Annotated in this window: 17 protein-coding genes; 2 read left to right on the top strand and 15 right to left on the bottom strand. The window is 67.7% G+C overall.

The window, feature by feature from the left end; genetic code table 11:
- The first annotated feature begins 1 nt into the window (after window position 1).
- A complete protein-coding gene (gene ccsA / locus KOR34_RS03360) occupies window positions 2–3,826 on the top strand; it encodes a cytochrome c biogenesis protein (protein ID WP_146562184.1) in 3,825 nt (1,274 codons plus the stop codon).
- A 21-nt stretch (window positions 3,827–3,847) separates the two neighbouring features.
- On the opposite strand, the gene KOR34_RS03355 is transcribed toward ccsA, so the two are convergent.
- The 13 genes from KOR34_RS03355 to polA all read right to left on the bottom strand — a co-directional run bounded on the left by KOR34_RS03355 (window position 3,848) and on the right by polA (window position 21,796).
- Complete coding sequence (locus KOR34_RS03355; RefSeq protein WP_197531103.1) at window positions 3,848–4,807, bottom strand: carbohydrate kinase family protein; 960 nt, start codon at window positions 4,805–4,807, stop codon at window positions 3,848–3,850.
- A gap of 41 nt (window positions 4,808–4,848) precedes the next feature.
- A complete protein-coding gene (locus KOR34_RS03350) occupies window positions 4,849–5,196 on the bottom strand; it encodes a P-II family nitrogen regulator (protein ID WP_146562179.1) in 348 nt (115 codons plus the stop codon).
- 1,868 nt (window positions 5,197–7,064) lie between these two features.
- Window positions 7,065–8,492: an ammonium transporter gene (locus KOR34_RS03345; protein ID WP_146562178.1), complete on the bottom strand. Its 1,428-nt coding sequence runs from the start codon at window positions 8,490–8,492 to the stop codon at window positions 7,065–7,067.
- Window positions 8,493–9,534: 1,042 nt separating this feature from the next.
- Window positions 9,535–10,908, bottom strand: coding sequence for an outer membrane beta-barrel protein (locus tag KOR34_RS03340; RefSeq protein ID WP_228714489.1), 1,374 nt, complete (start codon window positions 10,906–10,908; stop codon window positions 9,535–9,537).
- A gap of 239 nt (window positions 10,909–11,147) precedes the next feature.
- Entirely contained in the window at window positions 11,148–12,080 is a 933-nt protein-coding gene (ftsY, locus tag KOR34_RS03335; RefSeq protein WP_146562176.1) for a signal recognition particle-docking protein FtsY, read from the bottom strand.
- Window positions 12,081–12,141: 61 nt separating this feature from the next.
- A complete protein-coding gene (gene nusB, locus KOR34_RS03330) occupies window positions 12,142–12,534 on the bottom strand; it encodes a transcription antitermination factor NusB (RefSeq protein ID WP_146562174.1) in 393 nt (130 codons plus the stop codon).
- 60 nt (window positions 12,535–12,594) lie between these two features.
- Window positions 12,595–13,068 carry a 6,7-dimethyl-8-ribityllumazine synthase gene (ribH, locus tag KOR34_RS03325; protein WP_146562172.1) on the bottom strand — a complete coding sequence of 158 codons (474 nt, stop codon included), beginning with the start codon at window positions 13,066–13,068 and terminating at the stop codon, window positions 12,595–12,597.
- A gap of 96 nt (window positions 13,069–13,164) precedes the next feature.
- Window positions 13,165–14,658, bottom strand: a complete 1,494-nt coding sequence (rho, locus tag KOR34_RS03320) for a transcription termination factor Rho (RefSeq protein WP_146562171.1) — start codon at window positions 14,656–14,658, stop codon at window positions 13,165–13,167.
- A 258-nt stretch (window positions 14,659–14,916) separates the two neighbouring features.
- Window positions 14,917–15,531, bottom strand: a complete 615-nt coding sequence (coaE, locus tag KOR34_RS03315) for a dephospho-CoA kinase (RefSeq protein WP_197531102.1) — start codon at window positions 15,529–15,531, stop codon at window positions 14,917–14,919.
- A 393-nt stretch (window positions 15,532–15,924) separates the two neighbouring features.
- The gene (locus KOR34_RS03310; RefSeq protein ID WP_146562168.1) at window positions 15,925–17,022 is read right to left on the bottom strand and encodes a type III polyketide synthase; all 1,098 of its coding nucleotides are present in this window, start codon (window positions 17,020–17,022) and stop codon (window positions 15,925–15,927) included.
- Window positions 17,007–18,212 (bottom strand): NAD(P)/FAD-dependent oxidoreductase, encoded by a 1,206-nt coding sequence (locus tag KOR34_RS03305; protein WP_197531101.1) that lies wholly within the window; start codon window positions 18,210–18,212, stop codon window positions 17,007–17,009. The genes KOR34_RS03310 and KOR34_RS03305 overlap by 16 nt, the downstream gene beginning before the upstream one ends.
- Window positions 18,209–18,904 carry a methyltransferase domain-containing protein gene (locus KOR34_RS03300; protein ID WP_146562166.1) on the bottom strand — a complete coding sequence of 232 codons (696 nt, stop codon included), beginning with the start codon at window positions 18,902–18,904 and terminating at the stop codon, window positions 18,209–18,211. Before KOR34_RS03300 ends, KOR34_RS03305 begins: the two co-directional genes overlap by 4 nt.
- Window positions 18,905–18,991: 87 nt before the next feature.
- The gene (polA, locus tag KOR34_RS03295; RefSeq protein ID WP_146562164.1) at window positions 18,992–21,796 is read right to left on the bottom strand and encodes a DNA polymerase I; all 2,805 of its coding nucleotides are present in this window, start codon (window positions 21,794–21,796) and stop codon (window positions 18,992–18,994) included.
- 381 nt (window positions 21,797–22,177) lie between these two features.
- On the opposite strand from polA, the gene KOR34_RS03290 reads away from it, so the two are divergent.
- The gene (locus KOR34_RS03290) at window positions 22,178–23,542 is read left to right on the top strand and encodes a hypothetical protein (RefSeq protein ID WP_146562163.1); all 1,365 of its coding nucleotides are present in this window, start codon (window positions 22,178–22,180) and stop codon (window positions 23,540–23,542) included.
- A gap of 25 nt (window positions 23,543–23,567) precedes the next feature.
- Here KOR34_RS03290 and KOR34_RS03285 read toward each other — a convergent pair whose 3' ends face one another.
- Together KOR34_RS03285 and KOR34_RS03280 are read right to left on the bottom strand one after the other, a co-directional pair.
- Entirely contained in the window at window positions 23,568–23,984 is a 417-nt protein-coding gene (locus KOR34_RS03285) for a hypothetical protein (RefSeq protein WP_146562162.1), read from the bottom strand.
- Entirely contained in the window at window positions 23,981–25,621 is a 1,641-nt protein-coding gene (locus KOR34_RS03280) for a HEAT repeat domain-containing protein (protein WP_146562161.1), read from the bottom strand. Before KOR34_RS03280 ends, KOR34_RS03285 begins: the two co-directional genes overlap by 4 nt.
- Window positions 25,622–25,794: the final 173 nt, after the last annotated feature.

Below are 25,794 nucleotides of genomic sequence, written 5' to 3'. Positions count from 1 at the left end.
TATGGCCACTGGCGAGATTGTCCGCGATGAGCCCGCCACGCAGGACCCCGCGCCCGCTCGGCCCCGCCCCGCCGCCCCGGCGAAGTCGTTCTGGATGACGCTGCTGGAGGGGCTGGCCTCGCTGCGGCTGACGGTCACGCTGTTCGCGATGCTGATCTTTCTGATCTTCATGGGCACGCTCGCCCAGAAGGACCAGGGCGTGTGGCAGGTGGTGGAGCAGACCTACTTCCGCGTGTGGTTCGCCCGGATCGACTTCCAGGCGTTCGCGCGGCTGATCGAGCTGTGGACCAAGACCCCCATCAACAACGTGCCGGGCGGGTTCTGGTTCCCGGGCGGCACGCTGCTCGGCATCCTGCTGGGGGTCAACCTGCTGGCCGCGCACTCGCTCCGGTTCCGCGTGGTCGCCCACGGCCCGCGGCTGCTGGCTGGCGTGGTGGTGACCGCCATCGGCGTCGGCCTGGGCGCGGCGTTGGTGCTGGCCGATCAGCGCGGCGCAGTGGAGGGCGTGTTCACCACCGGCGTGCAGAGCCTGCTGTGGCACGCGCTGCGTGCGTCGGTCGCGGGCGTGGCGCTGTTGTGCGGCTACCTGTTCGCGGTGAGCAAGAAGCCGGCCCTCGCGCCCGAGCGGGTGCTGGCCGCCGCGGTGGCGGTGGTCACCGGCGTCACGGCGGTCTGGCTCTACGCCAACCCGGCCGTGCAGCTCAACCCGTCCGGCCTGCGGATCCTGTGGCTCTTGGCGCTCTGCATGGCCGTGTCGCTGGTCTGCAACGCCGGCTGCCTGCTGCTGTTCAAGAAGCGGAGCGGCATCGTGCTGCTGCACGCGGGCGTGCTGCTGTTGATGGTCGGCGAGCTGATTGTCGGCCTGGCCGCCGACGAGGGGCAGATGACCATCACCGAGGGCGCCTCTTCCAATTACGCGGTCGACATCCGCACCTCCGAGCTGGCCGTGGTCGACTCGTCCAACCCGGCCGAGGACGTGGTGACCGTTGTGCCGCAGCGGTACCTGGCCGGCGACGAGGTGATCGCGGCCGAGGGGCTGCCCTTCAAGGTCAAACCGCTGGAGTTCCTGCCGAACTCGTTCCTGGTTCCCCCCAACGCCGGCACGGCGAACCCCTCGACCGAGGGCGCGGGCCTGTCGATCAGCGCGGCCCAGACCAAGCAGGTTGCCGGCGTAGACACCAAGCAGGGGATCGACATGCCGTCGGTCTACGCGGAGCTGCTCGACCCCGAAACGGACGAGTCGCTCGGCGTGTACCTGTTCTCGGCCTCGGTCGATCGCGACCAACGCGCGCTAAACCCGCAGCCGGTCGAGGTCGACGGCAAGACCTACAACGTCGCGCTCCGCTTCAAGCGGCAGTACAAGCCGTACAGCGTGGAGCTGGTCGACTTCCGGTTCGACAGGTTCATCGGCACCAGCACCGCCAAGAACTACTCGGCGGACGTGATCATCCACGACGCCGCGCGGAGCGTTGACCGCGAGGCGCACATCTCGATGAACAACCCGACCCGCCACGCGGGCGACACCCTCTACCAGTCGAGCTTCGACCCCGAGACCGAACAGACCACCGTCCTGCAGGTGGTGACCAACACCGGCCGGCTGATCCCGTACCTGTCGTGCGTGATGGTCGGGCTGGGGCTGTTCACCCACTTCGGGCAGACGCTGCTGCGGTTCTTCGACCGCCGCGAGCGCGAAGTCGCGAAGACCGACGCCGACACACCGGCGCCGCTTCGCGCAGGGGACGCGTGGACGTCGCCGCAGGTGGTCGTGCCGGTCGCCGCCGCGGTGCTCCTGGCCGGCTACGTGCTCAGCAAGGCCCGCACCGACGAGGCCGCGGTCGACGAGATGCCGGTCGGCCGGTTCGGCGCGCTGGCCATGGTCGACGGCGGCCGCGTCAAGCCCTACGACACCTACGCCCGCACGGTGCTGCAGCGGATCTCCAACCGCCAAGAGATCAACCTCAAGCCGCTCGACGAGGAGGACCGCCCCGCCTGCGCCGACGGACTGGACAAGGTCCCCGCGGAGAAGTGGATGCTGGACGTGATCTCCGGCCGCGAGGGCGCGGGCGACTACCGCGTGTTCCGCATCGACAACCTGGACCTCTTAGCCGCGCTCGGCCTGGAGCCCCGCACCGGCTCGTTCCGGTACAGCCTCAACGAAGTCCTCGAGCGCAAGGCGAAGTCCGCGGAGGGCGAAAGCGATGCGATCCAGACTCCCGAATTCAACCGGCAGGTCGACCTCGCCGCGGCCGTGCCGACGGAGGAGCGGAGCCTGTTCCAGTCCCGTGTGATCGCCCTGGCCGAGAACATCAGCCGATACCGCGTGATGGACGGCGCGTTCCGGTCGTTCGGGATCCTGGGCGTGGAGAGCTTCCCGGAGGGCTTCGCGCAGCAGGTCGCCGAGGCGGCGATGAGCCTCCGCCGCGCCGAGGCGCCGCTGCCGGTCCCGCCGCAGCGGGTCGAGGACACGTGGAAGACCGTCATCGACGCCGAGATCGAGTCGTTCCTCAGACAGCGGGAGGGCGCCAAGCCCAACCCGGCGGTGGTCGCGCTGCTCGGGGCGATCGACGCCTACCGCACGCAGGACCTGCGCGGCTTCTCGGAGAGCCTCGATACGCTCGAGACCCAGTACGCCAAGTACCAGAAGCAGCTTAACTCGCCCCTCAACGCCGAAGCGGTCGCGCAGCTCAAGCCGGCCGAGCGGCTCGACCTGGAGAAGGCCGGTTTCGAGCAATGGTTCAACCAGTTCAGCCCGTTCACGCTGGCGGCCGTGCTGTACGTGGTCGCGTTCTTGTGCGCCGTGTTCTCTTGGGTGGCCGCTCCGCGGGTGCTGGGCCGCACGGCGATGGCGATCGTCGCCGTGACGCTGGTGCTGCACACGTTCGCCATCGTCGGCCGGCTGTACATCTCCGGCCGGCCGCCGGTGACCAACCTCTACTCCTCGGCGGTGTTCATCGGCTGGGCGATGGTCGTGTTCGGCCTGATCATCGACGGCGTGTACCGCGTGGGCGTCGGCACGGCGCTCGGCGCCGCGGCCGGCTTCCTCACGATGCTGATCGCGTACTTCCTCGGCCAGGACGGCGACACCTTCACCGTCATGCAGGCGGTGCTCGACACGCAGTTCTGGCTCGCCACCCACGTGGTGTGCATCACGCTGGGTTACGGGGCGACCTTCATGGCCGGCGCGGTCGCGTTGGCGTACCTGGCCTACCGCAACCCGACGCTGTTCTGCGGCGTGCTGGCGGCGGCGGTGTTGGTGCTGATGCCGATCCTCGGCGTCGGCCTCGCCAACGGCAAGGGCGTCGCGATGCTCGCCACGGCGGCGGGGCTGGTCGTGTTCGCGGTGCTGTTCGCGGCCCGACCCCGCGACGCGGTCGACGGCACGGTCGAGCGGCTCCTGACCCGCATCACCTACGGCGTGCTCTGCTTCGCGTTGTTCTTCAGCTTCATCGGCACCGTGCTGGGCGGCCTGTGGGCCGACGACTCGTGGGGCCGCTTCTGGGGCTGGGACCCGAAGGAGAACGGCGCGATGATCATCGTGCTGTGGAACGCCCTGATCCTGCACGCCCGTTGGGGCGCGATGATCACGCCCCGCGGATTCGCCGCGCTGGCCGTGCTGGGCAACATCGTCACGACCTGGAGCTGGTTCGGCACCAACGAGCTGGGCGTCGGCCTGCACGCTTACGGCGGCGTAAGTGACGAGATGTCCCTCGGGCTGGGCATTATGACCACCGCGATCATCACACAGATCCCGCTGCTGCCGCTGGCGAGCCTGCCGCGGGACGCATGGCGGGTATGGGCGGGCGGCGGACGGCCCGCCTCGGCGTAGATTGGCGGGCGTCGCGGCGGGCTAACCGTCGGCGAGCCCGGCCAGCGCCGCGGTCGAGGCGTAGTCGCCCAGCGCGGTTGTGGCGCCGAGCCCCGTGACGCACCTGGCGCCGCACGCCGCGGCCAGCCGACCGGCTTCGTCTACCGGCATCCCCTTCAGCAGCCCGCACAGCAGGCCGCCCAGAAAGCTGTCGCCCGCGCCGGTGGTGTCGATCACTGCGCCGGGCGGGGGGACCGGGGGGACCTCGATCAGCTCGCCGCTCCGCGGGCTCAGCACCGCGCCCTCGGCGCCGAGCTTCACGCCGATCAGTCCTCTGGCGCCGGCGTCACGCAGCGCCGCCAGGATCCGCGCCGGGTCGTCCTCGCCGGTCTGGTGGCTCGCCTCGCTGAGGCTGGGCACGTACACGTCGAGCGACCGCAGCGTCGGCGCGAGCTCCGCGAGCGTGCCGCCGTCGCCGGCGGCGTCCAGCGCGGTCAGGCAGCCCAGGCGCTGCAGCCACGCCATCAACTCCGGCAGGTCGGCCAGCAGCCGCGGCAGCAGCGGGAAGTAGCCCAGCAGCACCGCCCGGCTGCTGGCGAACAGGTCTTGGTTGGCGGTAAACGCGGCGCGGTCCAGCCGCTTCGGGGCGCCGACCGCGTGGAGGAAGCTCCGCTCGCCGGCCGGGTCGATCAGCGCGACCGTGGTGCTGGTCGGCGCGTCGGGGTGGGTCATCAGGCGGCCGGGGTCCAGGCCCTCCGCCGCGTAGCGGGACCGCACCAGTCGGCCCCACTCGTCGTCGCCGACGTAGGTGAACGCCGCGGCCCGCATGCCGAGCCTGGCGAGCGTGACCCCCGCGTTCGAGACGATTCCGCCGGTCGCCAGCACGGGCGGCTCGGTCCGCACCAGCTGCCCCGCGCCGATCGGCCGGTCCAGCTCAACGGGGCGGACCAGCACGTCCAGCACGCAGGAGCCGCAAACGACGACATCGAGGGTCTTTTCCACCGCCCGCCTCCCGCCAGAGGTCCGAGGCCCGCCGCCGCCGACTAGATCGCCTCGGGGCCCCGCTCGCCGGTGCGGATGCGGACGCAGTCGTCCATCGGCAGCACAAAGATCTTCCCGTCGCCGATCTCGCCGTGCTCGCCGGTGCGGCCCCCCTTGAGGATCGCGCTGACGGTCGGCTCGACAAAGTCGTCGTTCACGGCGATCTGCAGCTGCACCTTGCGGAGCAGGTTCATCGAGACCTCCTTGCCGCGGTACAGCTCGGTCTGGCCCTTCTGCCGCCCAAAGCCCTGCACGTCCATGATGGTCAGCCGCACGACCTCCACCTCGGACAACGCCGCCTTAACGTCCTCCAATTTGGTGGGCTGGATGATCGCGATGATGAGTTTCATGTGCCGCAGGTGGAAGTCAGAAGGAAAGGAGCAGCGTCCGGGAAACCACGCAAACCCCCATCATAGTCCGACACCCCCCGGATGCGACAGGCCGGGCGCCGCCCCCGCGAACCAGCTCGCAGAGCCCTCTAACCAGCGCCCGTTAAGGACACCCCGGCTTGGGCAGGTTAGGCGGAAAACCCACCCAAGCCACTCGGGGCATCCTTCTGGATTGGTCTCGGCGGACGGCCGCCGGTGGGGCGCGGCGTCGGGACGCGGACGGGGATCGGCAGCGCTTCCGGCGCCGGCAGGAGGAGCCGCGCCGTTAGTCGGCGGATCCGCAGCAGGCCGTTCCGGAGGGCCCGCCGCGCGGAGGCGTGTAGAGATGGCATAGCCAGTCCGCCGCGGGGCTACCCGCGGCCAAAAAAATAGTCCCACCAACTCGGGCGAGCCAGGCGGACAACCCGCCCGAGTTGGTAGGGACACTCGGTTGGACTCTTGAATGTTTCAAGCACAAGGTTCCCAACCCGGGTGGGCCAGGCGGTAAACCCACCCGGGTTGGAAGTGAACCTCGTTCGGTTGCGCCGGCGTCCGGCCGGCCGCGTTGTCTGGTTGAGAGCCTCCAGCCCGGGCGAGCCAGGCGGACAACCCGCCCGAGCTGGAGGGACACTCGGTTGGTCTAGTCGAAAGGTTCCCGGCCCGGGTGAGCCAGGCGGATAACCCACCCGGGCCGGAAGTGAACCTTTACTGGCGGCGCCGACGCTGGGTCGGCTGCTCTGATCGGGGATTTGAGAGCCCTCAACTCGGACGGGCCAGGCGGATAACCCGCCCGAGTTGAAGGGACACTCGGTTGGTCGCGGTTGTGTTCTCGAAGCTCAAGGACCCCCTGCCCGGGCGAGCCAGGCGGAAAACCCGCCCGGGCTGGGGGTGAACCTTGTCTCGTGTGGCGGCTGTGTTGCTGTGCTCGCCGGTTGTGTTGCTAAAAGGTTCCCAACCCGGGCGGGCCAGGCGGTAAACCCGCCCGGGTTGGTGGTGAACCTTGTCTTATGTGGCGGCCGTGTTGCGGCGCTCCCCGGTTGTGTTGTTAAAAGGTTCCCAACCCGGGTGAGCCAGGCGGATAACCCACCCGGGTTGGTAATGAACCTTGTCTCGTGTGGCGGCTGCCGATGCGTGGCGCTCGCCGGTTGTGTTGTTAAAAGGTTCCCAACCCGGGTGAGCCAGGCGGATAACCCACCCGGGCTGGTAATGAACCTTGTTTCGTGTGGCGGCCGCCGAAGTGTGGCGTTCGCCAGGTGTGTTGTTAAAAGGTTCCCAACCCGGGTGAGCCAGGCGGATAACCCACCCGGGTTGGTAATGAACCTTGTCTCGTGTGGCGGCTGCCGATGCGTGGCGCTCGCCGGTTGTGTTGTTAAAAGGTTCCCAACCCGGGTGAGCCAGGCGGATAACCCACCCGGGCTGGTAATGAACCTTGTTTCGTGTGGCGGCCGCCGAAGTGTGGCGTTCGCCAGGTGTGTTGTTAAAAGGTTCCCAACCCGGGTGAGCCAGGCGGATAACCCACCCGGGTTGGTAATGAACCTTGTCTCGTGTGGCGGCTGCCGATGCGTGGCGCTCGCCGGTTGTGTTGTTAAAAGGTTCCCAACCCGGGTGAGCCAGGCGGATAACCCACCCGGGCTGGTAATGAACCTTGTCTCGTGTGGCGGCTGCCGATGCGTGGCGCTCGCCGGTTGTGTTGTTAAAAGGTTCCCAACCCGGGTGAGCCAGGCGGATAACCCACCCGGGTTGGTAGTGAACCTTGTCTCGTTGCCTGATCGGGTCAGGCGGGTATCAAATCGACTTGTCGATTCCGCTGGGTGTTGATGGTTTCAAGCAAACGTTTGGTCCGACTCGCCCTAGTGGGTCGAGTAGGCCTGCATGCCGTGCTCGCTGATGTCCAGACCCTTCTGCTCGTCCTCGGCGGACACTCGCAGCAGGCCAGCGGCCTTGAGGGCGACAAACAGGGCCAGCATCGTCACGAACGACCAGCCGCAGATGGCCAGCGTGCCGATCAGCTGCGTGGCGAAGCTCGTGGTGCCGTCCTCCAGGTAGCCGTTCGGCAGGATGCCGATAGCCATGCAGCCCCAGATGCCGCACAGGCCGTGCACCGGCCAGGCGCCAACCGGGTCGTCGATCTTAAGCTTGTCGAGCAGCATCACACCGGCGATCACCAGCACACCGGCCACCACGCCGACGATGATCGACTGCCAGTCGCTCATGCAGTCGCAGCAGGCGGTGATGCCGACCAGGCCGCCGAGGATGCCGTTGAGGCCCATCGACAGGTCGGGCTTGCCGAACATGATCCAGCTGATCAGCGTGGCGGTGATGCCGCCGGCGCCGGCCGCCAGGGTGGTGGTCAGGGCACAGTGCAGCATGCCGTCCATGTCGCCGGTTCCCTGGAACGCGAGCATCGAGCCCGGGTTAAAGCCGTACCAGCCGAACCACAGGATGAACACGCCCAGGCCGGCCAGCGTGATGTTGTGGCCGGGGATAGGGACCGACTTGCCGTCGACGTAGCGGCCGATCCGCGGGCCGAGGATCATGGCGCCAGCCAGGCCGGCGAAGCCGCCCACGCCGTGCACCACCGCCGAACCGGCGAAGTCCTGGAAGCCACGCTCGGCGAGCCAGCCGCCGCCCCACTTCCACATGCCGCTGATCGGGTAGATCAGGCCGGTGAGGATAGCGCTGTAGATCAGGTAGCCGCTCACCTTCATGCGGCCGGCCACGGCGCCAGACACGATCGTCGCGGCGGTGGCGGCGAACACGGCCTGGAACAGCCAGTCAACCTCCGGGCTGAACGTGCGGTCGGAGGCCGAATCGTAGCCTTCCAGACCGAACCCGCCGAAGGCGAAGAACTTGCTCTCGAAACCCTCAACACCGTAGGCGCCGGGGTACATGATCCCGAACCCGATGATGAAGAACAGCAGCACGCCGACGCAGATGTCCATCGAGTTCTTGAACAGGATGTTCACCGCGTTCTTAGAGCTGTTGAAGCCCGCCTCGACCATCGCGAAGCCGGCCTGCATCAGGAACACCAGCACGGCGCAGATGAACAGCACCGCGTTGTCGAGGGCGTATCCGACGCCCAGGTCGGCTTCCTCTGCCTCTTCCTCAGCCGCTTCCGCAGTTTCTTCGGCCTCGTCGGCGGTCACCTCAGCTTCTTCAGCGGCCACTTCGGCCTCGCCCTCTTCCTGCGCGAACGCGGCAGGCGTGGCGGTCAGCGTGACGGCGAAGCCCAGCAGCAACAGCGCTGCGAGACTACGCCAAGAAAAGTCGGTAGTCATGAATCAGATGTCCTCGAATTGAAATGAGCGGTCAGAAGGATTTTTCGATACGGGCCAGGGCCGCAACTCGGTTTTCCACCTACGTCCCTGACCCGCCTGGCCCACTAGGGCACAAAGCGGATAGCTAGCTATGTCGCGTCAGCTCAGCAACGAGTGTGCCAGTAGCGCCGATTTCTTGACCGCCATTGCCGTAAGTGGCTTGCGGTAGGTGATTTAATAAAATTGAGATCCCTCCTGCCGGGGGGCTGGATCCGCCATGACCTCCTGGGCCCGCCGACTTTGCGCGCAGGCCGAGCATGGTTGTTAAGCACTGGTAAGCCGACGCTTTGGGTCGATGGTCGGCCCCGACCCGCGCAGCGTGCTGAGCCCGTCTGCCGCTGGGTGTTTGGCCACGGTTCCGCTTGCTTCCGCTCGCACCACGGTTGGCGTTGATGAGGTGGCCGGTGGGAGGTGGCACGGAAGAGGCGGCTCTGGCGCTTACGCCCGGCTAGGAGCCAATCGGCCAAGAGCTTCGCAGATGATGCAGACGGCCGCTGCCAGGCGACAGCCTTTCTGTCGGCGTCGCCGGTTTGTGGATGAAACCGGCCACCCCGCGCGGTCCAATGAAGGGTTGCCAGATTGGCCATCCATCCAGCGGGCGCCCGATCACTGCGTGGTGCGTTCAGCCCGTCGCGGTGGTGTGGCGACGGCGACGCCGCCGACGTGTCCGATCCGCACGGACAGAATCGGACAAAACCCCTGCCGCCCTGTTCCCTGGAGGATGTCGCAATGGCTTAGTTCAAAACCACTTACGAGGGAACTGGGCAGAAGTATGCCCCGAGTTTTGTCCCCTCCGCGCGTGTTCTTGGACAAAACGTTTCGGACAAAACCCTGCCGGGAGCCGCGACGTCGCCAGCCGGCGGCGTGACCTGCCGGATCGATGAGCAGTGGGCGCCGCCTACGATTGGACATCGGCGACAAAAAAGACCCCCGGGCGGCGTACGCCCGGGGGTCGTGAGGGGTCAGGATGTCGGGGGTGTCGGTCTGGGTTGGTCGGTCGCAATCAGTACGTCAGGATGCAGTCGACCCCGAAGGTCGTTTGATGGTCCGACCCGTCGGCGTAGCCGCCGTCGGTTGGGGTCCAGTCGTAGCGTATCTCGGGCCGGACAATCAGGTTCGAGGTCGGTCGGTAGTTCAGTCCGTAGGTCGTCTCGTAGTAGGAAACTCCGTCGCTCTTCCACCATTCCAGGCGGGTCCCCAGCGCCAGGCAGTCGTTCACGTTGTAAAACAGGTACTGGTTGAGGCCCACCTGATCGTCGTTCGTGCCGCCGCCACTCTGGTCGACATAGTCGACGTAGTCGCTCTGCAGCACGTAATTCAGGCTGTCGGTCAGGGTGAAGTCGAAAACCACGCTGTGCGAGTAGCCGCTGCCGCCGGACGAGCGGGCGCCGAAGTTGCCGATCGTCGAGATGTAGGTCACCGTGACCCCGTCGACGATGTCGCCGCTGAAGCCGCCCAGGTAGTTGCTGCCGCCGTCGGTCTGGTCGAAGCCGGTGTCCCAGCCCGCGGTCCAGCCGCCGTACAGCGTCACGCCGTCCAGCCCGCTGTACGTGGCGAGCACGCCGGTGTGGGTGAACGGCTCGCTGTTGAACATCGTGAGGGCGTGGCTGTAGAAGAAGTTGTCCGGGGCGGTCACGACCTCGTAGCCAACCAGCGTGAAGAAGTGGCCAGCGATAAGGGACCAGTCGCCGAAGGCGACCTCGCCGTACAGCTGCGGCATCGCCCAGCCGTAGTCGCCGTGATCGAGCGACGCGTCCCAGCTGCCGAAGTAGCGGGTCCCGGCCCCCGGGTTGCCGAACGCCTGGGTCTTCTGCGCGTCGGTGCCGTACATGACATCGAAGCGGAAGCCGAAGTCCAGCCCGCACGAGCCGTCGGCCACCCGCTCGAAGTAGAGCCACTGCTGCTGCAGGTTCAGCCGGTGCGGCACATCGTTGAACGAGAGCAGCTGGTTGCCCGCCCCAGGCCGCGAGAGCGGCGTGAAGTCGCTGTGGTAGCCGAGCTGGGTCCATCCGCCGACCTCCATCCAGGGGTCGCAGCCGCACAGCGTCTGGCTGAGCGACCACGGCTCGTCGGAGCAGCCGTGGCGGCTGTGCGGGCAGCAGGCGGCGTAGTCGTCGCACAGCGGGGCGAACGACGGGGCCGGCTCGGCCACGGGTGTCAGCGGCGCCGCAGGGGCCGCCGGGGCGGTTGGGGGCGCTGGGGTCGGGGTGGGGAGTGCGTCGCTCGGCGACGACTCGTCCGAGTAGTAGTGCTCGTAGTGGAACGACGACGGCCGCACGGACCGCGGCTGCGCGATCTCGTTGGCTACCGCCCCGGCGCCCGACAGGGCGATCAGGCCGGTTGTCACCACGGCGCGCGGCGATGGGAGGGAGGGCATGGCAGGCGGACTCGGAAGGGAGGAAACGGGGGGCGGCCAGCGGCCCCGGCCCGGCGGGACGCTAGCTGGGGGAGAGTATCGGAAGAGCGGACGCGGCCCATCGCCCCCGGTCCGAGAAGAATGGCCAGATTGGGCCGCCGCGCGTCCGCTAGCGACGCGCAGCGAAGCCGTTCGGGCGGGAAAGACAGCGGCGGTCGCGCCCGTGCGGCCGGTTGGCGCGGTCGTGAGGCGGGCTGGCGCTACGCGCCTGCGCTCATCACGTCGGCGAACAGGGCCTCGACGAACTCGTCCGGAACGAACGGCGCCAGGTCCTCGTGCTTCTCGCCAACGCCGATGTACTTCACCGGCAGCCCGAGCTGCTGGCGGATCGCGACGACCACGCCCCCCTTGGCGGTGCCGTCGAGTTTGGCGAGCACCAGGCCGGTGCAGCCGGCGGCCTCGGCGAAGCTGTTGGCCTGGCTGATGCCGTTCTGGCCGGTGGTGGCGTCGAGCACGAGGAGCGTTTCGTGCGGCGCGCCGGGGACCGGCTTGCCGATCGACTGGCGGATCTTGGTGAGCTCGTCCATCAGGTTGCGCTGCGTCTGCAGGCGGCCGGCCGTGTCGACGATGCAGACGTCGATGCCCTCCTTGGCGGCCTGCTCCGCGGCGCGGTACGCCACGCTCGCCGGGTGGCTCTGGGGCTCGCCGGTGACGATCTGGGCGCCGAGCCGGTCGGCCCAGATGGTGAGCTGTTCGACGGCGGCCGCGCGGAACGTGTCGCCGGCGCCGAGGATCACGCTCTTGCCCTGGCTCTTGAACAGGTGCGTCAGCTTGGCGATGGAGGTGGTCTTGCCGGCGCCGTTCACGCCGCACACCATCACCACGGTCGGGCCGCTGTCGGCGAAGTCGATGGGCGACTCGGGCTGCGCCATCAGCTCCTTCAGCTTGACCTTGAGCGCCGCCACCAGGTCCTCGCGGTGCACCACGCGGGCGCGGAACTGCTTGGCGATCTCGTCGACCAGGGCCTCGACGGAGTCGTAGCCCATGTCGGTCTTGAACAGTATGGCGCGGATCTCTTCGAGGAAGTCGTCGTCGACCAGCCGGCCCTCGCTCTTGAAGAGGTCCCGGATGTCGGTCTTCAGGAGGTCGCCGGTCTTCTTGAGTCCCTTCTTGAAGCGGTCGAATAGAGCCATGAGGAGCGTAGTTTGGTGCGTGGGGTTGGGGTGGGTGGCTGGTCGGCGCCGCGTCTTGCGGCTACTTCTTCAGCTTGTCGAGGATGCCGTTGACGAACTGGGCCGAGTTCTCGCTGCCGAACCGCTTTGCCAGCTCCACCGACTCGTTGATCGCGACCTTGAAGGGGGTGTCGCCGTAGAGGATCTCGAACGCGCCCAGCCGCAGCACGTTGCGATCGGTGGCGGCCATCCGGCCGATCGACCAGTTCTGGGCGATCCGCTCGATCTCCTGGTCGATCTCGCCCAGGTTGCGGCGGACGCCCAGGATCAGCGTCCGGGCGAACTCCTCCGCCTCGGGGTTGTTGAGCCGGCCGTGGATGAATTCGGTCAGCTCAGCGACCGACGCGCGCGAGTTGTGCTCGTCCTCGAACAGGATCTGGAGAGCGACCTCGCGGCTGCGGCTGCGGACGGACATAGGGGCGGGCGTGGGGACGGGGGGCTGAGGCGGCGCGCCGGTGGGGCGGGCAATCCCCTATTATCGCGTCGGGAGGGCCGCCAGCAAGCCGGCCATGTGGAGGGCCGCCTCGGCGCACTCCGCCCCCTTGTTCCCTACGTTCCCGCCGGCTCGCTGGATCGCCTGCTCGAGCGTCTCGCAGGTCAGCACGCCGAACAGCACCGGCAGGCTGTGCTCGATGCCGATCCGCATCAGCCCGTCGGTCACGCCGGCGTTGATCCAGTGGTCGTGGACGGTGTCGCCCTTGATGACGGCGCCCAGCGTGAGGATGCCCGCGTAGCGGCAGGTGTCGGCCAGCCGCTGGGTGACCACCGGGATCTCCCAGGCGCCGGGCACCCACGCCACGTCGACGGCGTCGTCGGCCACGCCCCGCTCGGCGAAGGTCGCCAGGGCACCGTCCAGCAGCTTCTGGGTGATCGACTTGTTCCACTCCGCCACGATGATGGCGAAGCGGGCGTTCTCGGGGGCGTCCGCTGGGGAAATAACGTTAGGCATCGTGCAAGTGGGGAAAGTGGAAAGGCGAAAGGCGGCGTCGGACCGGAGGCCGCCGCTAAGGGCTTCCCCTTTCCGCTTCCGCCTTCCCCATTCTGGCTAGGCTTCCTTCATGCTCATCAGGAACTCGGCGTTGCTGCCGGTCTTGAGGAGCCGCTTGGTGAGCATGTCCATCGCGTCGGCGGGCGCCAGCTCGTTGAGGACCCGACGCAGCAGGCAGACGCGGCGGTACTCTTCGGGGTCCATCAGCATCTCCTCGCGGCGGGTGCCGGAGCGGTTGATGTCGATGGCGGGCCAGATCCGCTTGTCGACCAGCGCGCGGTCGAGCATGATCTCCTGGTTGCCCGTGCCCTTGAACTCCTCGAAGATCACCTCGTCCATGCGGCTGCCGGTGTCGACCAGCGCGGTGGCCACGATCGTCAGCGAGCCCCCCTCCTCCACCTTGCGGGCGGAGCCGAAGAACCGCTTGGGGCGTTGCATGGCGTTGGCGTCGATGCCGCCTGAGAGGACCTTGCCGCTGGACGGGCACTCGGAGTTCCACGCCCGGGCCAGGCGGGTGATGCTGTCCAGGAAAATCACGACGTCCTTGCCGTATTCGACCATCCGCTTGGCCTTCTCGATGACCATCTCGCTCACCTGCACGTGGCGGGCGGCTGGTTCGTCGAAGGTGCTGCTGATGACCTCGCAGTTAGCGCCCTTCACCTCCCGCTCCATGTCCGTGACCTCCTCGGGCCGCTCGTCGATGAGCAGCATGATCACGTAGGCGTCGGGGTAGTTGGTGAGGACGGCGCGGGCCATCTTCTGCATCAGGATCGTCTTGCCGGCGCGGGGCGGGCTGACGATCAGGCCACGCTGGCCGAAGCCGATCGGCACGATCATGTCGACCACCCGCATGTCCACCTCCTCGGGGGTGGTCTCCATGCGGATCCGCTCGTCCGGGTGGCACGCGGTGAGGTCGTCGAACGAGACCTTCCGCGACAGCAGGTTGGGGTCCTGGTCGTTGATGGTCTCGACCCGCAGCAGCGCGAAGTAACGCTCGTTCTCTTTCGGCGGGCGGATGGCGCCGGCCACCGTGTTGCCGTTGCGGAGGTTGAAGCGGCGGATCTGGCTCGGCGACACGTAGATGTCGTCCGGGCAGGAGAGGTAGTGGTAGTCGGGGCTGCGGAGGAAGCCGAACCCGTCCGGCAGGATCTCCAGGGTGCCCTCGCCGAACATCAGGCCGTTCAGCCGCACGCGCGACTTGAGGATCTTGAAGATCAGCTCCTGCTTCTTCAGGCCCGCGCAGTCCTCGATGCCCTCGGCCTTGGCCACCTCGAGGAGGGCCGGCATGGTCTGCTTCTGCAGCTCGGCCACGTGGATGTTGCTGTCGAGCTCCTTGGCCTTGCCCAGGGCCGGGCCGGCGCGGCGGACCCGCTCGGCGGCCTTGTCGAGCTCTTCGGCCAGGGAGAGGGGCTCTTCGCGGTCGAGGCGGCGGAGCAGTTCCTGGTCGATGTAACGGCTGTTGTCGCTGCCTCCGCTGGTGGTGCGGTGGGGGCGGCGGTGGTGGGGCGGGCGCACGCCGTTACGCGGCCCGCGATTGCTGGCGTCAGCCATGATCGAGTTTTTCACTCCTGAATAGGAAGAGTGGAGGGGGCCGGCGTGTGAGACCGCCGGCCGGTAGGTGGGGGGAGGGTCAGGGGAGTCTGAGCTGCTTGTCGCCCGCCGCCAGGCCAGAATAGGCCCGTCCGATCAGTTCGCTCAGGTCGCCACTGATAGGCCTAGTATGACAAAAATGGTCGCGTTGGGGATGTTAATTTTGGGGATTGTCCCAAAGGAAGTGTGTATCCGAGCTGCGGATTAGCGAAGGCGCCGCTAGCCGCTGACGCGCGGGGCGACCTCATTGCACCAGAAGGCCTCTACGCTGCGGCGGAGGGACTCTAGGTCCCCGTCGTTGTCGATGACGTGGTCAGCGCGCAGCCGCTTCTCTGCTATCGGCAGCTGCGCCGCTTCCCGTTGAGCCAACTCGCCGGAGCCCCATCCCCGCTGGGCCGCCCGGGCCCGCCGCTGGTCGGGGTCGGAATCGACAAACAGGACCAGGTCGCAGTCGGCGGCCCAACCGGCCTCGATCAGCAGCGGGATGTCGAGCACCGCCACGGACCCGCCGGACGCGGCGTGGTCTGCAATCGCCTGCTTCAGCTTTGCACGGACGCGGGGGTGCACGAGTTGTTCCAGGAACCGGCGTTCGTCGGCCGCGTCGGGCGAGTCGCCGAACACCCGCTTGGCTACCTGCCGGCGGTCGAGAGCCCCGTCCGCGTCGAGGATTCCAGGCCCCCAGCGCTCGGACAGCTGGGCGAGCACGCCCGGCTCGGCGAGCGCCTGGTGAGCGAACCGGTCGGCGTCCAGCACCACTGCGCCCTCCTCCGCCAGCAACTGGGCGACGGTCGATTTGCCGCTGGCGATGCCGCCGATGAGGCCAATAGTGAGCAAGGCAGTCTTCTGGGGTCTACAGGCGACCAATAAACGCAGAGCCAACGAGGCAGGCGATCCCTGCGCCGGCGATGAAGCCCGTCAAGGCTGCCGCCCGATCGCTAGGCGGCAGCTTACTCCATCGGGTCAGGGCAATGAAGCTTGCCACCGCGCCGACCACTGCAAAGCAGACGACGGCAACTCCGAGCGACTCTCCGGCTCCATCCCTTTGAGGAGGTCCGGCAATTAACAGGCACAGGATCAGAATACTGGCGGTCGACGCAACCCCACCCAGCCAGGCCAACGCACGCACGCTGGGTGAGACCGCCGTCGCGACCCCTTCAGGGGGTTCTGACTGAGGCGATCGGTAGGGGTTCTCATCGGCAGGCATCGTTCTTACCCGCGGAGGCGCCGCTATCCCACCAGCGCGCTCTCGATGGCAAGCCCGGGCCCGAAGCCCAGCATCACGGTGGGGCCGGCACCGTGGCTCTGCAGCAGCTCCTTGAGCACGAACAGCACCGTCGGCGACGACATGTTGCCGTATTTGCTGAGCGTCGCCCGCGACGCTGAGAGCGCGCTCGGCGGGAGCTTGAGGGCCGACTCGCAGGCCTCGAGGATCTTGGGCCCCCCCGGGTGGACCGCCCAGTTTTGCACGTCGGCGACCGTCAGGTCGTGGCGGGCGAGCCACTCGTCCATGCGGGGCGGAAGCGTCTGGTCGATCAGGCCGGGGACCTCCGGCGAGAGGGTCATTTCAAAGCCGTGGTCGCCGATGTTCCAGGTCATCGCGTCGGCGGAGTTGTCCGCGACGTGCGACCAGTTGTCCCGGATCGGGAGCCCGCCGCCGGAAGCGGCATCGGCGCCGCGGACCACCAGAGCGGCCGCACCGTCGGCGAACAGCGAATTCGACACAATCCGCTGCGGCGTCCAGTCGTACTGGTAGTGCAGGCTGCAGAGCTCCACCGCCACCAGCAGCACGGTGGCGGACGGGTCGGCTTCCGCCAGCGAACGCGCCACGCGGAGGCCGTTGAGCGCCCCGTGGCAGCCCATGAATCCAACGTGCGTCCGCCCCACCCCCGCGGCCAGCGGCAGGCCTTGGATGAGCGAGATGTCGAAGCCCGGCGCGTAGAAGCCGCTGCACGAGACCGTGACGAGCTGGGTGACCTGTTCGGCGGCAACGCCGGCGTCGGCCAGGGCGTCGGCGGCGGCCCGATGGGCTAGCACGCTGGCGTTCGCGCGGTAGGACTCCATCCGGTCGGCAGTCGACGGGCCGTTGGGGTTCTGTTCGCTGGCGGGGTCGTAATATGACTGTCGCACCGGCTCGCCAACCTCGGACGAGGCCTCTAGCAGGACGCTGTGGCGGGACATGATGCCGGCGTTCTGGTAGACGCGCTCGGCAAAGTTCCGCTGGCCATTGGTGGCACGCGAGGTGGCGAGCGCGTGCTGTGTGGCGTCCGCTTGCGTGACCCAGTGTTCGGGCAGGGCCAGCCCGATCCCGTCTATCGATGCGCCCATCCGGCGATCTCCTTGTGGCGCTCCGCTGGGGAGCTGATTCGTTGCGCTGCGCGAACGCCGAGAGAAGGCCAACGCTCTACCAGACGCATGGCCAGACGGGTGAGTCGAGGTCGTCTAAGCAGCCAGGCTAGGCGTGAGCAGGCCCGCTGACGCGACCGCACGGCCCTAGTGTAGGTCGATTGCCACTGCGAGGCTATCCTCGGAGACCACTGGTCGATGGCCTGGTCGGCAATCCGGCCTGCCAGCAGGCTCCCCTCCAGGGCGGCGGCCATGCCCTCCCCGGTGAAGGGCTCGACGTAGCCGGCGGCGTCGCCCACCAGCAGCAGCCGGTGGGACGCCACCCTGCCGCATCGCTGGGAAAGCGGCCGGGTGCCTCGCCAGGACGCTTGATCGAGGGCCTCTTCGGGGGCGACCCCAGCCTGTTTGAGGATGCCGGCGATGACCTTGGCCGGTTTCGCGCCATCGGTGAGCGCTCGGCGATCAATCGCCGCGGCCACGCTAATGCGCCCTTCTTCGCAGAGGGAAAAGCCGACGTAGCCGTCACGTCCTACCACCATCTGCAACGCATCGGCGGGGCGCAGTTTACGCAGTGCTGAAGCGGGCAGCACGGCGCCCAGGCCGATCCGCGAGTTGTTGGACACCTGCGGCTGCATCTCCCGCAGGTCGGTCAGCGACGGGCGGCCGAGGCCATCGCATGCCAGCACGACACGGGCGTGGACGGTCGTGGCGTTAGGGTCGTGCGGGGATCCCAGCCGCACGGTGCGACTGTCACTGTTGCTTGCCGGATGAACCTGAGCCGGCGTGCCGTCCACAAACCGGACCCCCGCGCCCACAGCCGCGTCGACCAACAACTGGTCGATAGTCTGGCGTGTGACGGCCAGGCCTTGGGGGACCGGCATCACGAGGCTGCGGCCGCCGGCGTGCAGCTGCATCCGCTCGTAAGAAGCGGCGCCCGCTTTCTCGAGCAGGCGGCCGAGCCCGAGTTGCTGAAACACGTCAATTGCCCGCGCGTTCAGGCACCCGCCGCAGACCTTGCCACGTGGGAACGGCTTGGCTTCGACCAGCAGCACGCGGCGCCCCCGCTGGGCGAGCTGGTAGCTAGCCGCCGCTCCGGCAAGGCCCGCGCCGATGACGACCGCGTCCCAGACGCCTTGAAGGTCACGATCGGCAAGCGGGGGGCGGGTGGTCACGTGGGTCGCCAAGTCATTAGGTAACGTTGGGGCCAGTGTCGCTGGTAGGCCGCACCGTCGAGCCCGGCCTGCGCGGCCAGGCCGAGCGCCTCGTCGGGGCGGAAGGCGCCCTCGACCGACACCGGCCCGTCGTTGTGAACCACCGGGCAACGCGAAAGCAGCCGGCAGCCGGTCCAGGCCAGCCAGTAGCCGGCTCGCGAGCGGACCAGGTCGTCTACCATGACGGCGGAAGTGCACGCCGCCGCCATGCGGCGGAGCAGCGTGACCGCTTCGCTGTCGGTGAGGTGGTGCAGGAAGAGCGTGCAGAGCACGACGTCGTAGCTCTTGGGGAAAGCGGCGCCGATGGCGTCGTGCTGGTAGAAGGTCGCGGGACTGTCGATCCGCTCGGCGAAGTCGCGTGCTTGGCTGATCGCCTGCGGGCTGATGTCACACCCTTCCACCGTCAGCCGAACGCCGCCGCGTAGCGGACGCGCTGCCAGCGTGCGGGCCAGATCGCCACTGCCGCAGGCCACGTCCAACACGCTGAGGCTGCTCACGCCGCGGTGGTTGGCTACCCGGGCCAACGCCCGCCTCAGGAAACGAGATGTCTGGCTCCAGGCGTTGATGCGCCGCAGCCCCGCGTGCGCCGCGGTGTGAAGGTCTTCGTCGATCGACGGGTCATCAAGCCACTCGGGCGAAAGCACTCGCTGCATGTTGGGGTCTTGGCGCCTTGCTGTGGTTCACGGTGCGAACCTCCACTGTCAGCGACCGGCGTGGAGGAGTCAAGCTGATGGCGGCGGTCAGCACTCGGCCCAGTTGTCGCCGGTTGCAAGGTCGACCCGCAGCGGCACACGCAGGCTCATCACCCCCTCCATCTCCTCGCGGACGAGGGCCGAAAGCCGGTCGAGCTCGGTTTCGGGGGCGTCGAACACCAGTTCGTCGTGGATCTGGAGGATCAGTTTGGATTTTAGGTTCTCGGACTTCATCCGCCGGTAGACCGCCAGCATGGCCAGCTTGATCAGGTCGGCCGCGGTGCCCTGAATCACTGTATTCACGGCGGTCCGTTCGGGCAGGTTGAGCTGCAGCGGCGCGGGGCGGTCGTCGAACAGCTGGCCCTTGGGCGGTTCGAACTTACGCACGCCGGAGATCGCCCGGCGGCGTCCGAGCAGCGTTTCGACGTGGCCCTGCTCGCGGCAGGCGTCGAGCGTCTGGTGCATGAACTCGCCCACGCCCGGGTACCGGGCGAAGTACTCGTTGATGAAGCGGGCGGCCTCGTCTTTGGGTATGCCGAGCGACTTGGCGAGCCCGAAAGCGCTCTGCCCGTAGATGATGCCGAAGTTGACCGCCTTGGCGCCGCGGCGCATCTCACTGGTGACGTCATCTAGGTCAACGCCATTCACCTGGCTGGCGACCAGGGTGTGGATGTCCTGGTCCTCGCGGAACGCGCGGCAGAGGGTCTCGTCCTCGGTGAAGTGGGCCAGCACCCGCAACTCGATCTGCGAGTAGTCCGCGGTGAGCAGCTTCCAGCCGGGCTCGCCGGCGGTAAACGCTGAACGGATCTCCCGGCCCTCGGCCGTGCGGATCGGGATGTTCTGCAGGTTGGGGTCGGAGCAGCTCAGGCGACCCGTCGCCGCCACGACCTGATTGAATGAGCAGTGAACGCGGCCCGTTTCGGGGTGGATCAGCTCCGGCAGCGCGTCGACGTACGTGCCCTTGAGCTTGGCGTACTGGCGGTGCTCGACGATTAGCCTTGGCAGCGGGTGCTGCTCGGCCAGCTGCTCCAGCACGCTGGCGTCGGTGCTGGGGCCGGTCTTGGTTTTCTTGATCACCGGCAGACGCTGCTCCTGGAACAGCACCTCCGCCAGTTGTTTTGGCGACGCGATGTTGAACGGGTGGCCGGCGATCTCCTCGATCTCCTCGGCCAGCTCCTGCAGCCGCTCGGCAAACCGCTCGCTCAGCTCGCCCAGGCGGTCGCGGTCGACGCGGACGCCGTTCCACTCCATTTCGGCCAACACCTCAATCAGCGGCGCTTCGACATCGTCATTGAGCGTGGTGAGCTCCGCGTGGTCGAGTCGGTCCTCGAGGATCGGCTGCAGCCGCAGGGGGACGTCGGCGTCCTCGGCGGCGTAGTAACCGACCTTCGCGACCGGCGCCTCGTCCATCCGCTTCTGATTCTTGCCCTTGCCGATCAGCTCGTCGATCTTGACCGTGGTGTGGTTCAGGTACCGTTTGGCGAGGTAGTCCAGGTTGTGGGTCCGCTCGCCGGCGTCGAGCAGGTAGCTGGCGACCATCGTGTCGAAGCGGATGCCGGCCAGGTTGACGCCTGCTCCCCGCAGCACCACGGCGTCGTACTTCAGATTCTGGCCTACCTTTGCCACATCTGGGTTTTCTATCACCGGGCGCAGCAGGTCGAGGGCGGCTTGCTCGTCGAGCACGGTGTCGCCTGCGGGCCCACGGACGGGCACGTACCAGGCCCGGCCGGGCTTGGTGGCGAGGCTCACGCCAACCAGCTGGGCCTGACGCGGGTTGATGGCGGTGGTCTCGGTGTCGATCGACAGCCACTCCGCCTGGCTTAGCTCCGGCACGATGGCCTGCAGCTCTTCCAGCGAGGCGATTGTCTGGTAGTCGCCCTCCCAATCGGATTGAGGCGGCTCATCGCCGCCGTCGAGCTCGGCGATCCGCTCCGCGAGGCTCCGGAAGCCAAAGTCTGCGAAAAGCTCGGCCAGCTTTTCCTGGTTGCGGCCGCCCACCTGGGTCGACGGCCAGTCCACCTCGATCGGAACATTGCTGTCCAGCCTGACCAGGTCTCGCGAGAGCAATGCCTGATCGCGGAAGTTGCGGAGGTTCTCCTGGGTCTTCTTGCCGCGGGCCTGCTCGGGCTTGTTGAGGATGTCCTCCAGCGAGCCGAGATCGGTTAGCAGCGTGCTGGCAGTCTTGGGACCAATCAGCGGGACTCCGGGCACATTGTCGACCTTGTCCCCCACCAACGCTTGGAAGTCGACCACCTGCTCCGGCGTGATGGCCCAGTCGCCAAACAAAGCGGTGGCGTCGTACACCTGGTCCTTGCGGATGTTGTAGACCGACACGTGCTTGGTAATCAGCTGCCGGCAGTCCTTGTCGCCGGTCACCAGGTAGCAGCGGGTCTGCTGCTGGTCGCACTGCCTGGCGAGGGTAGCGAGGATGTCGTCCGCCTCGTAGTTGGGGACGCTCATCACGGGGATCCCGAGCGCCGTGACGATCTCCTGGATCTTGGGGAGCTGCGCGCGCAGCTCGTCGGGCATGGCGCCCCGATCCGCCTTGTAGCCCTCGTATAGGCTGTGGCGGAAGGTGTCGCCTGGGGCGTCGAACGCGCAGATCAGCGAGGTGGGCCGCTTTTCCTGCAACAAAAAGAGCAGGTCCCGCGTAAAACCATAGACGGCGTTGACCGGTTCACCCCGTGGGCTGGTCATCTCCGGGATGGCGTGGAACACCTGGAAGATCAGCGAGTGCGCGTCGACGACGTAGACCGTCCAGTCGGGGCCGGGGAGCGTCGTGGTGGTCCCGTCGGCAGTTGGTTCCGCCGTTGCGGGCGCGTCGGAAGCGGGAAGAATCTCGTCGTTCGCCATCGAAGAGCTTAATCGAGTCGCGGTGGCGGGGCGGTCACGGGTCTGTGGTGTCAGCGGGGCGAATGGCTGCATCGCAGCCGGTCGAGTCGCGGCCCACCGCAGTCGTGTGTCGCAGTCGCGCGGGAAGTAGCGGTGGGCCACGGGCCCCAGATCCGGCTGTGCCGGTTATATCCCGTTCGTTGACAGGCGCTAAGCCTCTAATTATTTTGCACTTATGCCAAATCGGGCAGGTTGTTCCGTGGGCGGGCCCCGAGTGGTTCCCGGCCGCCAAGGCTCGGCCTGTTCACCTACGCACCGGAACAAACTCCGCAGACGACCCGTCTTCTCACTGCGGGCAGCAAGACCCGTTGCCCGCCGAAACGCGTCCTAAGAGGTAGATGCATGGCTGCTCGCCAAGATCAAACACTGCAGATTATCACCATCATCTTGGCCGGTGTGGCCGTGATCTTCTTCGCGCTGACGGTGTGGATGTGGTCGAAGCTCGACACCTACGCGCAGGAGACCGAAGCCGCCACCACCAAAGAACGCGAGACGCGCAACGCGCTGACGACCAAGCAGAACGAGGTCGACGCCTACAAGGAGATGATGGGGTACAAGCAGGCCGACACGCTGCAGGATATCCAGGCTCAGTTCGAGAAGGACATGGCCAGCTTTGGCGCCACGTTCGCTGAGACCGACCAGAAGTACCGGGTGATCCTCGAACGCCTCGATGCGGAAATCGACAACAGCGCCGAGCAGGAGAGTCAGGCGAAGCGTCGGCTGGAAGAAGCCGAGCGGGAGTACGCGGCCTCGCTGTCGCAGAAGGACCAGCAGATCGCCGAGTACAAGAAGAGCGTCGACGCGGAAGCCGCCGAGACCGCCAAGCTGCGGCAGGAGGCTCAGGCCGCCCGCGCCGAGTTCAAGAAGACCGTCGACGAGCTGGAGCAGACGCTGGCCAACAGCCGCGCGGCGTACACCAAGCAGCTCGATGAGACCAAGAACCAGCTGGCCTCCACGCAGGAGACGCTACAGAACAAAGACAACAGCCTTCAGAAGCTGATGAAGGAGCGGACCCAAGAAGACCCCAGCTTCGAGGTGGCGGACGGCCGCGTCACGTGGGTCAACCAGCGCAATCGCACGGTCTGGATCAACCTGGGCGAGGCCGATTCGCTCCGCCCGCAGGTGACCTTCAGCGTCTACGAGCAGGACCTGGCCGACGCCGGCCGCAGCGAGAAGAAGGGCAGCATCGAGGTGGTCCGCCTGCTGGACGACCACCTAGCCGAGGCCCGCATCACCGGGGACAACATCCGCCAGCCGATTATGCCCGGCGACCACATCTACAGCCCGGTGTGGCACCAGGGCAAGGCCATCCACTACGCCCTGACCGGCGACATCGACCTGGACGGCGACGGCCGCAACGACGTCGAAACCGCCAAGGACCTGATCGGCATGAACGGCGGCGTGGTCGACGCGGTGCTAGAGGCTGACGGCACGAAGGCCGGCGAGATGTCGGTCGAGACCCGCTACCTGGTCCTCGGGGACTACCCCAAGAGCGGCGCCGCCAACGCCGCGGAGAAGCGGAAGGGCTTCAGCGACATGGAGGAGGAAGCCGCCACCTACGGGGTCGAGACCATCACCCTGCAGGAGTTCCTCAACCAGATGGGCTACAAGCCACTGGACCGCACCACCGACCTGCGTGGCGGGGGGACAGACAGCTCGAAGGGCAAGTTCCGCGCTCGTTCGCCGTATGTCCCAATCGGGATTTAGCAGCCGCCTCTTGGGGCGCCGCCGTCTACACGCGGCCGACCTCGGGGAACAACTTCTTGTAGAGCTGCTTAAGCGCTATCGGCTTTTTGGCCGCCTCCGGCGGGAGCGGGTTCAGGCGGAACGCGTCGGGGCGGAGAAACACCTCGGCCGGCTGGCGGACGCCAAGCGACTCGCCCATTTCCCTTAGCGCGCGTCGCTCCCAGCGCGTCAGCCGGTGGGCGCGGCTGAGGTCGTTAAACAGCCGCCGCGGGTTCGGCTGACGCGACCTACCCTCCTGCCAGCGGGCGGCCGCGCGTAGCAGCCAGATCAGCGCGCCGGCGGCCAGCGCCGCCACCAGCAGCACCAGCAGTTCCTGCAGGTCGAATTCGGCGGCCTCGCCGCTGAATCGGTCGCCGAGTCGCTCCCACTTATCGCGCTGCGCCAGCAGGGCCAGTTGGCTCATAGGGGGAACTCCTGCTGCAGGTGCTGCACCAACCCAGCAGCGAGGTCGATTGGCGCGAGCGGGGCGAGTGACTTCGCGGCGGCCTCGCGGACGGTGCTGTTGGCGTCTTCTAGGGCGGACTGGAGAGCTTCCCGAGCAGCGGGCTCGCTGGCGCCTGCGAGCGCGCGGGCGGCCGCGGCCCGCACCGCCGCGTCCGGGTCGGCGAGCTGGTCGGTGAGCACGTCCGCCAGGCGGTCGGCGATGCCCAGCGTCGCCGCGATCTCGAGCGTACGCAGCCGCTGCGTCGGCGACGCGGCCAGGAGGTCGCTCTTGACCGCCGCCGCGCAGTTAGGGTCCGCCTTGCCGACCAACCGGCCGTGCGTCCGCCGTGCCGGCTCCTCGAGGTGGTCGTACACGGCCCGGAACGATTCGTAGTTGACGTCGGTCAGGCAGCCCTGAGCCGCCTGCTGGACTTCCTCGTGGTCGTGGTCGAGGAGTGCGATCAGCTTCTCGCGCGAGCCCTCGATGCCTCGGTTGCGGAGCTGAGTGGTGGCCGCCGCCACCACGCCCGGGTCGGTGTCTCGCAGCGCGCTGGCGATCAGCGTCGACGCGACCCGTGAGTTGACCTTGCCGATCACCTGGCAGGCGGCGATGCGGCCACCAGTCTGACCGGACTCGATCATCAGCTCGCACAGCGTCGTGAGCCGCCGCTTGCTCATGGAGGTCGCCGCGGCCAGCTTGAGGGCGTTGGCCTGCAGCGGGCCGGGCAAAGCTAATAGCAGGCCTTCGTGCGGCTCCTCCGCCCAAGCGAACCCGGCGAGACCGCGGGCCGATTCCAGGGCGCGCAACGGCGGCCGGTCGCCCATCTCGCCGAGCAGGTGCTCGACAAACGGCCGGTCGGTGCGAGAGGTGAGTAGACCTACGAGCGGCGCGGCGGGGTGGTCCTGCAGCAGCGTCCGCGACACGATCTGCATCGCGCCTGGTGCCGTGCTGCTGGCCAATGCGTCGAGCAGCGGCTGGTGAGCGGCGTGGGTCGCGTCCGTCAACACGCGACGGAGCACCAAGTCGTCGGGCACAGCGAGCAGGGCGAAGGCTTCGACAAGCTCCACGTGCCGGTGGTTTGAAAAGCTGTCGACCGCGCGCACCAACGCGTTGAGCGCGGCGCGGCGGGCGAACGCCGGGTCCTCGGCCGGGGGATCCGCGTCGTCGGTTGGGGGATGGATCTGCTCCGACAGGTTCTTCGCTAGCTGCAGAGCCGTTGTGGCGAGGCCCAGACCGTACGGGTGATCGGCCTGACTGGCTTGCTCGGCTAGGACCGGCAGGACGTGCGGGTCGCACGTGTCCTGCGCATAGCGGCAGGCCCGCTTGCACAGCAGCACGTCGTCCCCCTTCAGCGCGGCGATGACCCCAGGGCGGAGCCGGCGGGCCGCTGGCCTGGTCGCAACGGCCTGCTGCACATCGGCGGGGGTCTCGGGAAGCGCAAGCAGGAGGGCGCGGGCGGCGGCCGGGCCCCGCCGCCGGCTTAGCGCGCGGGCCGCCGACCCGCGCACGACGGGCTCGTCCGACCGCAGCCCCGCGTCCAGCACCTCGATGGCGGACGGGTTGGGGGTCTTGGTGAGCAGAAGGAGCGTTCGTTCTAGGCCTCGGTTTGCGGCCATGCGTATCCGGGGTGGGCTTGCGGGCGCTAGCGGGCGCGCAGCGGCGCCCGCCAGTAGGATCGGCCGGCGGCGGCGGCGGTTGCGACACAAACAGCGGTTGGTGGGGTTATGACGGTCGAGTTGCGTCGCCGGCCCGATCGGGCGAAGATGCAGCTGCCCGCCGTGTTTTCAGG

The organism is Posidoniimonas corsicana (genome assembly GCF_007859765.1).
In the GTDB taxonomy this organism is placed as follows: Bacteria; Planctomycetota; Planctomycetia; order Pirellulales; family Lacipirellulaceae; genus Posidoniimonas; species Posidoniimonas corsicana.
Note: the sequence above shows the minus strand (reverse complement) of the source record. Positions and strands in the feature narration are given on the sequence as shown.

What these genes read in the sequence shown, in the direction of transcription:
- ccsA (WP_146562184.1), top strand. Translation starts at nt 2, where the DNA reads ATGGCCACTGGCGAGATTGTCCGCGATGAGCCCGCCACGCAGGACCCC.
- KOR34_RS03350 (WP_146562179.1), bottom strand. Translation starts at nt 5,196, where the DNA reads ATGAAACTCATCATCGCGATCATCCAGCCCACCAAATTGGAGGACGTT.
- KOR34_RS03345 (WP_146562178.1), bottom strand. Translation starts at nt 8,492, where the DNA reads ATGACTACCGACTTTTCTTGGCGTAGTCTCGCAGCGCTGTTGCTGCTG.
- KOR34_RS03340 (WP_228714489.1), bottom strand. Translation starts at nt 10,908, where the DNA reads ATGCCCTCCCTCCCATCGCCGCGCGCCGTGGTGACAACCGGCCTGATC.
- ftsY (WP_146562176.1), bottom strand. Translation starts at nt 12,080, where the DNA reads ATGGCTCTATTCGACCGCTTCAAGAAGGGACTCAAGAAGACCGGCGAC.
- nusB (WP_146562174.1), bottom strand. Translation starts at nt 12,534, where the DNA reads ATGTCCGTCCGCAGCCGCAGCCGCGAGGTCGCTCTCCAGATCCTGTTC.
- ribH (WP_146562172.1), bottom strand. Translation starts at nt 13,068, where the DNA reads ATGCCTAACGTTATTTCCCCAGCGGACGCCCCCGAGAACGCCCGCTTC.
- rho (WP_146562171.1), bottom strand. Translation starts at nt 14,658, where the DNA reads ATGGCTGACGCCAGCAATCGCGGGCCGCGTAACGGCGTGCGCCCGCCC.
- KOR34_RS03310 (WP_146562168.1), bottom strand. Translation starts at nt 17,022, where the DNA reads ATGGGCGCATCGATAGACGGGATCGGGCTGGCCCTGCCCGAACACTGG.
- KOR34_RS03300 (WP_146562166.1), bottom strand. Translation starts at nt 18,904, where the DNA reads ATGCAGCGAGTGCTTTCGCCCGAGTGGCTTGATGACCCGTCGATCGAC.
- polA (WP_146562164.1), bottom strand. Translation starts at nt 21,796, where the DNA reads ATGGCGAACGACGAGATTCTTCCCGCTTCCGACGCGCCCGCAACGGCG.
- KOR34_RS03290 (WP_146562163.1), top strand. Translation starts at nt 22,178, where the DNA reads ATGGCTGCTCGCCAAGATCAAACACTGCAGATTATCACCATCATCTTG.
- KOR34_RS03285 (WP_146562162.1), bottom strand. Translation starts at nt 23,984, where the DNA reads ATGAGCCAACTGGCCCTGCTGGCGCAGCGCGATAAGTGGGAGCGACTC.
- KOR34_RS03280 (WP_146562161.1), bottom strand. Translation starts at nt 25,621, where the DNA reads ATGGCCGCAAACCGAGGCCTAGAACGAACGCTCCTTCTGCTCACCAAG.